Source organism: Kitasatospora cinereorecta, from assembly GCF_024172095.1.
Classification (GTDB): Bacteria; Actinomycetota; Actinomycetes; order Streptomycetales; family Streptomycetaceae; genus Kitasatospora; species Kitasatospora cinereorecta.
In genome coordinates, this window is sequence record NZ_JAMZDX010000003.1 from 489,581 (window position 1) to 500,000 (window position 10,420).

The 10,420-nt window shown below is 73.2% G+C and carries 11 protein-coding genes; 7 read left to right on the forward strand and 4 right to left on the reverse strand.

Features of this window, described 5'->3' with window-relative positions:
* Window positions 1-24: 24 nt before the first annotated feature.
* On the reverse strand, window positions 25-483 hold the full coding sequence (locus FHR36_RS15810; RefSeq protein ID WP_253797863.1) for a metallopeptidase family protein: 459 nt from the start codon (window positions 481-483) through the stop codon (window positions 25-27).
* A gap of 79 nt (window positions 484-562) precedes the next feature.
* On the opposite strand from FHR36_RS15810, the gene FHR36_RS15815 reads away from it, so the two are divergent.
* The 6 genes from FHR36_RS15815 (at window position 563) to ahcY (ending at window position 6,662) form a co-directional block, all read left to right on the forward strand.
* Window positions 563-979, forward strand: coding sequence for a DUF3499 domain-containing protein (locus FHR36_RS15815; protein WP_253799306.1), 417 nt, complete (start codon window positions 563-565; stop codon window positions 977-979).
* 89 nt (window positions 980-1,068) lie between these two features.
* Entirely contained in the window at window positions 1,069-2,478 is a 1,410-nt protein-coding gene (locus FHR36_RS15820; RefSeq protein ID WP_253797864.1) for a phosphomannomutase/phosphoglucomutase, read from the forward strand.
* A 95-nt stretch (window positions 2,479-2,573) separates the two neighbouring features.
* Complete coding sequence (locus tag FHR36_RS15825; RefSeq protein ID WP_253797865.1) at window positions 2,574-2,756, forward strand: Trm112 family protein; 183 nt, start codon at window positions 2,574-2,576, stop codon at window positions 2,754-2,756.
* A gap of 31 nt (window positions 2,757-2,787) precedes the next feature.
* Window positions 2,788-3,951 carry an SIS domain-containing protein gene (locus FHR36_RS15830; protein ID WP_253797866.1) on the forward strand — a complete coding sequence of 388 codons (1,164 nt, stop codon included), beginning with the start codon at window positions 2,788-2,790 and terminating at the stop codon, window positions 3,949-3,951.
* A 107-nt stretch (window positions 3,952-4,058) separates the two neighbouring features.
* Window positions 4,059-5,033: a cation diffusion facilitator family transporter gene (locus tag FHR36_RS15835; protein ID WP_253797867.1), complete on the forward strand. Its 975-nt coding sequence runs from the start codon at window positions 4,059-4,061 to the stop codon at window positions 5,031-5,033.
* 195 nt (window positions 5,034-5,228) lie between these two features.
* Window positions 5,229-6,662, forward strand: a complete 1,434-nt coding sequence (gene ahcY / locus FHR36_RS15840; protein ID WP_253797868.1) for an adenosylhomocysteinase — start codon at window positions 5,229-5,231, stop codon at window positions 6,660-6,662.
* Between the two features lie 82 nt (window positions 6,663-6,744).
* On the opposite strand, the gene FHR36_RS15845 is transcribed toward ahcY, so the two are convergent.
* Both FHR36_RS15845 and FHR36_RS15850 read right to left on the reverse strand, forming a co-directional pair.
* On the reverse strand, window positions 6,745-7,863 hold the full coding sequence (locus FHR36_RS15845; RefSeq protein ID WP_253797869.1) for a hypothetical protein: 1,119 nt from the start codon (window positions 7,861-7,863) through the stop codon (window positions 6,745-6,747).
* Window positions 7,860-8,366: a SigE family RNA polymerase sigma factor gene (locus FHR36_RS15850; RefSeq protein ID WP_253797870.1), complete on the reverse strand. Its 507-nt coding sequence runs from the start codon at window positions 8,364-8,366 to the stop codon at window positions 7,860-7,862. Before FHR36_RS15850 ends, FHR36_RS15845 begins: the two co-directional genes overlap by 4 nt.
* A gap of 136 nt (window positions 8,367-8,502) precedes the next feature.
* Between FHR36_RS15850 and FHR36_RS15855 the strand changes: the two genes are divergently transcribed.
* The gene (locus FHR36_RS15855; RefSeq protein WP_253797871.1) at window positions 8,503-9,138 is read left to right on the forward strand and encodes a hypothetical protein; all 636 of its coding nucleotides are present in this window, start codon (window positions 8,503-8,505) and stop codon (window positions 9,136-9,138) included.
* A 38-nt stretch (window positions 9,139-9,176) separates the two neighbouring features.
* Here the strand turns inward: FHR36_RS15855 and FHR36_RS15860 are convergent, their stop codons facing one another.
* Entirely contained in the window at window positions 9,177-10,166 is a 990-nt protein-coding gene (locus tag FHR36_RS15860) for an RDD family protein (RefSeq protein WP_253797872.1), read from the reverse strand.
* Window positions 10,167-10,420: the final 254 nt, after the last annotated feature.

Below are 10,420 nucleotides of genomic sequence, written 5' to 3' on the forward strand. Positions count from 1 at the left end.
TCCCCGCGCCCCTACTGGTTGGCCCTATTCGTCGCCGTACCGCGGATCGATCGAGTCCGGCGACAGCCCCAACAGCTCCGCCACCTGCTCGATCAGGATCTCGTGCACCAGCGCAGCCCGGTCCTCCCGCGACTTCGCCCGGATCTCCACCGGCCGCCGGTAGACCAGGATCCGGCTCTTGCGCCCCTGCCGCCCCGGGATCACCCGCCCGAGCGGTACCCCGTCCGGATCCGGCTCGCCCTTGCCGGGCAGCGGCACCTCCAGGACGGCGAACTCCACGTCCTCCAGCTGCGGCCAGCGCCGTACCAGCCGCTCCATCGACTCCCGCACGTAGTCGTCGAAGAGCTCCGACCGCGTCAGCGAGATCGGCACCTGGGGCGGTGCCAGCGGCCCGCGCAGGCCGCGCCCGTGCCGGTCGCGGTGCCGGGGGCGGCGCGGTGGCCCGCTCGGCGACTGGGGTGTCGAGGGTGTCGAGCTGTCCATATCAGTGTCGAGAGTAGTCCCTGACCGCCGGGAAGTGGACCATCTCGGCACTGCGCGTAGCCACCCGAAGACACGCTCGGTGGGGGAGGGTCTTCGCGGGCCGGTCGGGAGTGCGGTACCGTCCACCCTCGTGAGCTCTGTACGTCGTTGTTCGCGGACCGCGTGCGGCCGTCCGGCCGTGGCGACGCTGACGTACGTCTACGCCGACTCCACCGCCGTGCTGGGCCCGCTCGCCACCTACGCCGAACCGCACTGCTACGACCTCTGCGCCGAGCACGCCGAGCGGCTGACCGCCCCGCGCGGCTGGGAGGTGGTGCGCCTGGCCGCCGACGCCGGCCCGGTCCGCCGCACCAGCGACGACCTGGAGGCGCTGGCGAACGCCGTCCGCGAGGCGGCCCGCCCGCAGGAGCGCACCGCGCCCCTGCGGCCCGGTCCGGCCGAGGGCGAGAGCGGCCGCCGCGGCCATCTGCGGGTCCTCCGCTCGCCCGAGAACTGAGCCGCGGCCGCCCCGACGGCCGAGCCCGGACGCCTCCGCCCGGTACAGTGCCCCTCGACCGAGCACGACGTACATCCGGGAGCAGTCAGGTGCGGGACCTCAAGCAGCTTGTGAAGGCCTACGACGTCCGGGGCACCGTGCCCGACCAGTGGGACGAGTCGCTGGCCCGCGCCTTCGGCGCCGCCTTCGTCCGCGTCCTGGGCGACGCCGCCGGCGCGCCCGTCCGGGCGATCGTGGTCGGCCACGACATGCGCCCCTCCTCCCCGTCGCTCACCCGGGCGTTCGCCGAGGGCGCCGCCGGGTACGGCGCGGACGTGGTCGAGATCGGCCTGTGCTCCACCGACCAGCTGTACTACGCCTCCGGCAGCCTGGACCTGCCCGGCGCGATGTTCACCGCCAGCCACAACCCGGCCGAGTACAACGGCATCAAGCTGTGCAAGGCCGGCGCCGCCCCGGTCGGCCAGGACACCGGCCTGTCCGACATCCGCGAGCTGGTCGAGTCCTGGCTGGACGAGGACGGCGCCGTCACCGTCCCGGCCGCGCCCGAGGGCACCGTCCCCGGCACGCTGTCCGCCCAGGACACCCTGGCCGGCTACACCGAGCACCTGCGCTCGCTGGTCGACCTGACCGCGATCCGCCCGCTGAAGGTCGCGGTCGACGCCGGCAACGGCATGGGCGGCCACACCGTGCCGACTGTCTTCGCCGGCCTGCCGATCGACCTCGTCCCGATGTACTTCGAGCTGGACGGCACCTTCCCCAACCACGAGGCCAACCCGCTCGACCCGAAGAACCTGGTCGACCTGCAGGCCAAGGTCCGCGAGGTGGGCGCCGACCTGGGCCTGGCCTTCGACGGCGACGCCGACCGCTGCTTCGTGGTGGACGAGAACGGCGACCCGGTCTCCCCGTCCGCGATCACCGCCCTGGTCGCCGAGCGCGAGATCGCCCGCGCCCGCAAGGCCGGCGAGGACGAGCCGACCGTCATCCACAACCTGATCACCTCCTGGAGCGTCCCCGAGGTGGTCCGCGAGCTCGGCGCCGTCCCGGTCCGCACCCGCGTCGGTCACTCGTTCATCAAGCAGGAGATGGCCGTCACCGACGCCGTCTTCGGCGGCGAGCACTCCGCGCACTACTACTTCCGCGACTTCTGGCGCGCCGACACCGGCATGCTGGCCGCGCTGCACGTGCTCGCGGCGCTCGGCGGCCAGCCGGAGACCCTCTCCGCGCTCACCGCCCGCTACAACCGCTACGCGGCCTCCGGCGAGATCAACTCGACCGTGGCCGACCAGCAGGCCCGCACCGAGGCGGTCCGTGCCGCGTACGCCGGCGGCGAGGACGTCAGCGTCGACGAGCTCGACGGCCTGACCGTGGCCGGGAAGGACTGGTGGTTCAACCTGCGCGCCTCCAACACCGAGCCGCTGCTGCGCCTCAACGTCGAGGCCAAGGACCCGGCCCGGATGGCCGAACTGCGCGACGGCGTCCTGGCCATCGTCCGCGCCTGATGCGTCCCGGAGTGCCCCGGCCGGTAGGGTTGCCACCGGCCGGGGTACTCCTATGTCCCGGAGACCCCCGTTCGAATCTGGAGAGCCCGAACGCCATGAGCCTGCCGCCCTTCCTGCTGGAGATCCTGGTCTGCCCGCAGTGCCACGCCCCGCTCGCCGAGAGCGCCGGGGACGAGGACCGCGAGCTGCGCTGCACCGCGGAGAGCTGCGGCCTGGTCTATCCGGTCCGCGACGGCATCCCCGTCCTCCTCGTCGACGAGGCCCGCCGCCCCTCCTGACGTCCCTTCGGTAGCCGCTGGAGGCCCGCGCATGCTCGACGACTCACTGCTCGACGATCCGGCCGGTCTGCAGCGGGCCGACCGGCAGCACGCGCTGCTCGCCCTCGCCGGGGCGGGCGCGCGGGTCCGGATCGCGCTGCGACTCGCCGCGACGGCCGGCGTCAACGGGCTGCGCCCGGACGGCCGGCCGCGCACCGTCCTGGTGGCCGGCCACGGCAGCGTGCTGACCGCCGCCGGCGTGCTCGCCGCGGTGACGGTGCCCAGCTGCCAGGCGGTCCCGCTGCCCCCGGCCGACATCCGGCCCTCCGCGCCGTACTACACCGACGGCCAGTCCTGGCAGCTGCCCGGCTGGGCCGGACCGCTCGACCTGATCGTGGTGGCCAGCTCGGGCGGCCGCGAGGGCGGCCTGATCAACCTCGCCGAGCAGGCGTACGCCCGCGGCTGCGCCATCGCCGTGATCGCCCCCGAGGGCAGCGAGCTGGCCGAGGCCGCCCTCCAGGTCCGCGCCCTGCCGCTGCCGTACGCGCCCAGCGGGATCGAGCCGGACGACGAGGGCGCCGAGCCCGACCTGCCGCCCGAGGACCCGGCGGCGCTCTGGGCCTTCCTCGCCCCGCTGCTCGCGCTCGCCGATCGGATCGGCGTCGCGCAGGTGGCACCCGGTGCGCTGGAGGCCGTCGCCGACCGGCTGGACGAGGTGGCGGTCCGCTGCCGCCCGGACGCCGAGGCGTACGGCAACCCCGCCAAGGGCCTGGCCGGGCAGCTCGCCGACACCGTTCCACTGCTGTGGGCCGACAGCCCGGTGACCGCCGCCGTCGCGGCGCGGTTCGCCGCCATGCTGGCCGACCAGGCCGGAATGCCCGCCTCCACCGGGTTGCTGCCGCAGGCGCTCACCGCCCACCGGGGCATGTTCAGCGGCCGGCTGGGCGCCGCCGGTGTCGACCCGGACGACTTCTTCCGCGACCGCGTCGACGAGCCGGGCCCGCTCCAGCTGCAGGTGGTGCTGCTGCGGCACACCCCGGGCGTCGAGGAGCTGGAGGAGCCCGGTTACGCGGTGTCCCGAGCCCGGCGACTGGCCGACGCCCACGAGGTCCGGCTCACCGAGTACACCTCCAGCGTCGAGGAGCCGCTCGGCGCACTCGCCGAACTGGTCGGCCTCACCGACTTCGCCGCCGTCTACCTGGGCCTCGCCACCTAGGCACTCGCACCCGGAGCCACGATGGGCGGTCGCCGCCGGACGCGAGTGCCTCGGGGACCTGACGCCGCGATAGGGTCCCCACGGCATACCCAACGGGAGGTAAAGACGTGAGCACCGAAGGCGGCACCAAGGCACTGGTCGCGGCACTGTCCGCGAACCTGGGCATCGCGCTCAGCAAGTTCGTGGCCTTCGCCTTCTCCGGCTCCTCCTCGATGCTCGCCGAGGGCGTCCACTCGGTCGCGGACTCCGGCAACCAGGTGCTGCTGCTGATCGGCGGCAAGCGCGCCCAGCGCGAGGCCACCCCGGAGCACCCCTTCGGCTTCGGGCGCGAGCGGTACATCTACGCCTTCCTGGTCTCCATCGTGCTGTTCAGCGTCGGCGGCATGTTCGCCGTCTACGAGGGCTACGAGAAGATCGCCCACCCGCACGAGCTGGAGAACTGGTACTGGCCGATCGGCGTCCTGCTGTTCGCCGTCGCGCTGGAGGGCTGGTCGTTCTGGACCGCCTTCAAGGAGGCGGGCAAGGACAAGGGCGGCCACGACTGGACCGCGTACATCCGCCGGGCCAAGGCCCCCGAGCTGCCGGTGGTGCTGCTGGAGGACACCGGCGCGCTGATCGGCCTGGTGCTGGCGCTGATCGGCGTCGGCCTCACCGTGATCACCGGCAACGGCGTGTGGGACGGCGTCGGCACCCTGTGCATCGGCCTGCTGCTGATCGTGATCGCGCTGGTCCTCGCCCTGGAGACCAAGTCGCTGCTGATCGGCGAGTCCGCCCACCACGAGGTGGTCGCCGAGATCCGGGACGCGCTGGTCGACCACGACACCGTCAGCGACGTCATCCACATGCGCACCCTCCACCTCGGCCCGGAGGAACTGCTGGTCGCCGCGAAGATCGCGGTCAATGCGGAGGACAGTGCGGCACAGGTCGCCGAGGCCATCGACCAGGCCGAGGCCCGGATCCGGCGCGCCGTGCCGATCGCCCGGGTGATCTACCTGGAGCCGGACATCTACAGCGCCGAGAAGGCCGCGGCCGGCCCCGACCCCGAGGCCACCCCCGGCGGGCGCGGCCCGAACACGCACTGAGCGCCGTCCCCTCGGTGTAGATTCGTCACCAGAGCCAAACGTCGCTGCTGATGGCGGTCGATCGGCGCCCGTTGTGTGCCGGTCGAGGGAGAGAGGTCCTCCGACGGATTGTGCCGCAGCAGAGGGCCGCCCACGGTGCCCCTCTGCCGCTCAGCACACCCGTAAAGTCGACCCACGCAGCGAGGAGAATCCCGCATGTCCGACTTCAAGGTCGCCGACCTCTCCCTGGCCCCGTTCGGCCGCAAGGAGATCGAGCTCGCCGAGCACGAGATGCCCGGCCTGATGGCGATCCGCAAGGAGTACGCCGCCTCCCAGCCGCTCGCCGGCGCCCGCATCACCGGCTCGCTGCACATGACCGTGCAGACCGCCGTGCTGATCGAGACGCTGACCGCGCTCGGCGCCGAGGTCCGCTGGTGCTCCTGCAACATCTTCTCCACCCAGGACCACGCCGCCGCGGCCGTCGCCGTCGGCCCGAACGGCACCGTGGACAACCCCCAGGGCGTGCCGGTCTTCGCCTGGAAGGGCGAGACCCTGGAGGAGTACTGGTGGTGCACCGAGCAGGCGCTCACCTGGCCCGACGGCCAGACCCCGAACATGATCCTCGACGACGGCGGTGACGCCACCCTCCTGATCCACAAGGGTGTCGAGTTCGAGAAGGCCGGCTCCGCGCCGGACCCGTCCACCGCGGACAACGACGAGTTCCGGATCATCCTGGAGCTGCTCAACCGCACCCTCACCGAGTCCCCCTCGAAGTGGACCGAGGTCGCCGCCACCATCAAGGGCGTGACCGAGGAGACCACCACCGGTGTCCACCGCCTGTACGAGATGCACCGCGACGGCAAGCTGCTGTTCCCGGCGATCAACGTCAACGACTCGGTCACCAAGTCGAAGTTCGACAACAAGTACGGCTGCCGCCACTCGCTGATCGACGGCATCAACCGCGCCACCGACGTCCTGATCGGCGGCAAGGTCGCGGTCGTCTGCGGCTACGGCGACGTCGGCAAGGGCTGCGCCGAGTCGCTGCGCGGCCAGGGCGCCCGGGTCATCGTCACCGAGATCGACCCGATCTGCGCGCTGCAGGCCGCGATGGACGGCTACCAGGTCACCACCCTGGACGAGGTCGTCGAGACCGCCGACATCTTCATCACCACCACCGGCAACAAGGACATCATCCTCGCCTCGCACATGGCGCGGATGAAGCACCAGGCCATCGTCGGCAACATCGGCCACTTCGACAACGAGATCGACATGGCCGGCCTCGCCCAGCTGCCCGGCGTGGTGAAGACCGAGGTCAAGCCGCAGGTCCACGAGTGGCGCAAGGCCGACGGCCGCACCATCATCGTGCTCTCCGAGGGCCGCCTGCTGAACCTGGGCAACGCGACCGGCCACCCGTCCTTCGTGATGTCCAACTCCTTCGCGAACCAGACCATCGCGCAGATCGAGCTGTTCACCAAGACCGCGCAGTACCCGATCGGCGTCTACGTCCTGCCCAAGCACCTGGACGAGAAGGTCGCCCGCCTCCACCTCGACGCCCTCGGCGTCAAGCTCACCACCCTCACCCAGGAGCAGGCCGACTACATCGGCGTCCCGGTCGAGGGCCCGTACAAGGCGGACCAGTACCGCTACTGATCCTCACTCGTACGGCACCCGTACGACGGCGTGAGCCCGGTGCCCCCCGGCACCGGGCTCACGCCTTTCCCCGCTCGGGACCTCAGCCCGGGAAGTCCGTCGTCCACTGGCTCGGGTCGGTGCCCAGCAGGGTCACCCGCTCCAGCACGCCCGCCGGACCGCCGGCCGGGTCGAGCATCGCCGGGGACTGGAACACCCGCACACAGACCTTCGCGCCCTTGTCCGTCCGGCAGGTCGCCGTGTCGGACGGACTGAGCGGCGGGGGCGTGCCCTCCAACCCCGGAGGGGCGGGGTGCAGCACCGGAGCCTCACCGTCCGGGGTCACCGTGATGCCGAAGTACTGGTCCGGCCCGGCCGAGTAGCCGATCTCGTACGTCCACCAGGACTTCCCCTGGACGGTCATCCGCTCGAACGACACCCCGGTCACCGTGAACGCCGCCGGCATCCCGGCGAGCTTCGCGGGCAGCGGCACGGAACGCTTCCCGAGGTGCACGTCCCGGGCGATCCGCAACGGCACCTGCTCCCGGTCGGCCTTCGCCAGGTACTGGCACGTCACCTCCAGCCAGCGCCCGTCCGGCCCCCGCCAGCGCAGGATCACATCGTCCGTCCCCTGCCCGTTCGTGACCCAGTACGCCTCGCTCCCGTTCACGTCCGGCGCCGGGGACTTCACACCCTGCTGCGCCAGCGAGGTCTGCGACACCTCGGGCACGACCCCGGGCGGGTACACCTTCAGCCGGTAGATCGGCGTGAACCCGGTCTTCCCGTAGACGTCGGCCCGCACGTCCGCCCCGTACTGCGCCTGTTGGTACCGCTCGCCGTTCGCATCGTCCGGCAGCCACCCGAAGTCCGCCTCCGGGCTCAGCGCGTCGTGCCCGTTGTGCGGCGCCTGCGACCCGGACGCCGCCGCGCCCGTGCCGAGCGGCACCGGATGCCTGCCGGTCGGCGAGGGCGCCGACGGCGATGCCGAGGGCCCGGCCGGACCGGCCGGGAGCGGCGCCGGGCCGCCACCGGGGCGCAGCGACACCACCGCGCTCACCGCCAGCACCATGGCCACCGTCGTCCCCACCACACCAAGCCGGCGTCGCCGCAGCCGGGCCCGCCCGGTCCGCGCGGCCAGCTCCACATCCACCCTGCTCGTCGGCACCGCACCCTCCACCAGCCCGGCCAGCCGCTCCCGCAGACCGTCGATGTCCTCGTTCATCCCCCGGCCCTCCCTGCCCGCAGTGCCGCCGAGCCGCGCAGCGCGTCCAGCGCCCGCGAGCTCTGGCTCTTCACGTTGCCGCTGGAACACCCCATCGCCTCCGCGGTCTGCTCGACCGAGAGGTCGCAGAAGTAGCGCAGCACTACGGTCGCCCGCTGCCGCGGCGGCAGCGCCGCCAGTGCCTGGCGCAGGTCCAGCGCCGCGTCCAGGTCCGCCCCCGTCGCGACCCCGTCGGCAGCCTCGAATCCGGTCCGGGTCCGCCGCCACCAGGACGTCCGCTGCTCGGCCAGGAACGTGTTCACCAGCACCGTCCGGGCATAGCCGTCCAGGTTCTCCGCCCGGGCCGCCCGCGACCAGTTGGTGTAGAGCTTGGTGATGCTCTCCTGGACCAGGTCGTCCGCCCGATGCCAGTCCGCGCAGAGCAGGTACGCCACGTTGCGCAGCCACGCCGCCCTGGAGCCCACGTACGCGGTGAAGTCGACGTCTCGCGACTCCTTCGCCATCCCAGGCCCCTCCCTCCCTCGTCCGGCGTCCGCCCACGCGGTCACCGCCTCACTGATGCGGTCGACCCGCCGGGGGGTTGCACCCGAATCCCCGGCGCCGGGATCGCGCTCGGACCGGCCACGTAGGCTTTCGGGCATGCCCAACGGCCGCTACTCGCTGCACGACACCCACGACCACGTCCCGCTGGGCGAGGAACGCTTCAGCTGCGCCCCGGGCGCGGCGGGCTGGCGGTACGTCTCCAAGACCTACGGCCCGGACGGCACCGTCCTCGCCACCACCGACCTGACCCTCGACTCCCGCAGCCGCCCGCTCCGCCTCGAACTGCGGTCCGGCGGCTGGCAGGTGCGCGGCGGCGCGGTCGACGGCGTCGCCTGGGTCCGCGCCGCGGCCGACGACCCCACCGCCCGGTACGCCACCGAGGACCACGACCGGGCGCACGCCTTCACCGGCGCCTCGCCCGCCTTCCTGGTCGCCACCGCCCGGCTGCTCCACCTGGACCCCGGCGCCAGCGCCCGGGTACGGCTGGTCTCCTTCACCGGACCCGTGCTCGCCCCGCGCACCCTCGACCAGGGCTGGCTGCTGGAGGCCGTCGACACCCACGACACCGACAGCGGCCCACTGCGCGTCGAGCGCTACCAGGTCGCCGACCTGGAGACCGGCGAGCAGCAGATCGTCCACCTCGCGGGCGACGTCGTCCTCGCCGCGGGCGGCATCGAGCTGGAGGAACTGGAGTCCCCGCCCAACACCTGGCCCACCGAGTACGGCGGCTGACCACTCACGCCGCCTGACCGCTCACGCCCGCTGACCGCTCACGCCGGCGGCGCGAACCCGCCCGCGGACGGACCGGCCTGGGTGGGCGGCTGCTCGGGCACCGGGGGCGCCTGCGGCGGGAGGGGAACCTGCGGGGGAGCGGGAACCGGGGCACTCGGCTGCGGGTAGCCCAGCACGCGCGCGGGCGGAGCCCCGTACGGGACGGGCACCGGACCGTACGGGACGGGCGAGGCCGCGTAGGGCGGCGGGAAGCCGGGAACCGCACCGCTGGCCACCGCCCGGGCCCACTCCCGGCGCTGGCGCTCCGCCAGCACCGCACCCAGGTACGCCACCGGCTGCAGCCCGTACGGCACGGCCCGCCCGGTGTGCCCGGCCAGATCGCCGGCCAGCCGCTGCGCCATCCCGGCCGCGACCGCCGGGTCGAGCTGCGCCAGCCGTCCCAGGAACTGGCGGATCGCCAGCCAGAGCCCGTCCGGCACAGCCGACAGGTCGAGCGAGACCAGGTCGCCGCCCAGCGCGTTCATCAGCTCCGGCGACACCGGCGGCAGCGCGCCCTGCTCCCGGGCGACCTTCGGCAGCCGCTCGCGGACCACCAGGGTGCCCGCGAAGATGTCGCCCAGCCGGCGCCCCTGCGTGGAGACCAGCGAGGTGATCGTCGCCGGCGCGGCCATCAGCCCGAACTCGACCACCCCGACCAGCCCGCGCACCAGGGCGTGCCGGAACCGCACCGGACCGCCGTCCTCCCGCACCACCCGCAGGCCGAACGCGGCCTTCCCGAGCGAGCGCCCGTGGGAGAGCGTCTCCACCACGACCGGAACGACGACGGTGAACAGCACGAAGACCGACAGCGAGACCGCCTGGACCGCCGCCTCCTCCAGGTCGGGCGCCGCCACCGCCAGGACGACGATGGCGATCACGAAGCCGAAGAACTGCACCGCTGCGTCCAGCAGGCGGGCCAGTGCCCGACTCGGCAGCTTGGCCGTCCGAAGCCCGAGGACGACCGCCTCGCCCGTCACCAGGTCGCTCACCGCACCCACCCGTTCCCCAACTCATGGCTCCGCCGGCCGCCCGAGTGCCGTCCGGGCCCGAACCCCCGCGATCTCAAGCCGCCAACATACGGGTGCCCGCCCCACCCGGGAAGCCCGGCCCTCGCCTCGCGCCGGGCGACCGGACCTCCGTCGTCCGGGCGACCCGGGAATCTCCCGCCGGGCCGCCCCTCGCCTCTGGCAAGCTAGGCCGCGCTTCCATCCCCCGTTCCCGAACTTCCTGGAGTGAGCCGCAT

Excerpts from the sequence above, each read along its gene's own strand:
- FHR36_RS15830 (WP_253797866.1), top strand. The coding sequence starts at position 2,788 with ATGCTCGACGACTCACTGCTCGACGATCCGGCCGGTCTGCAGCGGGCC.
- FHR36_RS15855 (WP_253797871.1), top strand. The coding sequence starts at position 8,503 with ATGCCCAACGGCCGCTACTCGCTGCACGACACCCACGACCACGTCCCG.
- FHR36_RS15850 (WP_253797870.1), bottom strand. The coding sequence starts at position 8,366 with ATGGCGAAGGAGTCGCGAGACGTCGACTTCACCGCGTACGTGGGCTCC.
- ahcY (WP_253797868.1), top strand. The coding sequence starts at position 5,229 with ATGTCCGACTTCAAGGTCGCCGACCTCTCCCTGGCCCCGTTCGGCCGC.
- FHR36_RS15845 (WP_253797869.1), bottom strand. The coding sequence starts at position 7,863 with ATGAACGAGGACATCGACGGTCTGCGGGAGCGGCTGGCCGGGCTGGTG.
- FHR36_RS15825 (WP_253797865.1), top strand. The coding sequence starts at position 2,574 with ATGAGCCTGCCGCCCTTCCTGCTGGAGATCCTGGTCTGCCCGCAGTGC.
- FHR36_RS15810 (WP_253797863.1), bottom strand. The coding sequence starts at position 483 with ATGGACAGCTCGACACCCTCGACACCCCAGTCGCCGAGCGGGCCACCG.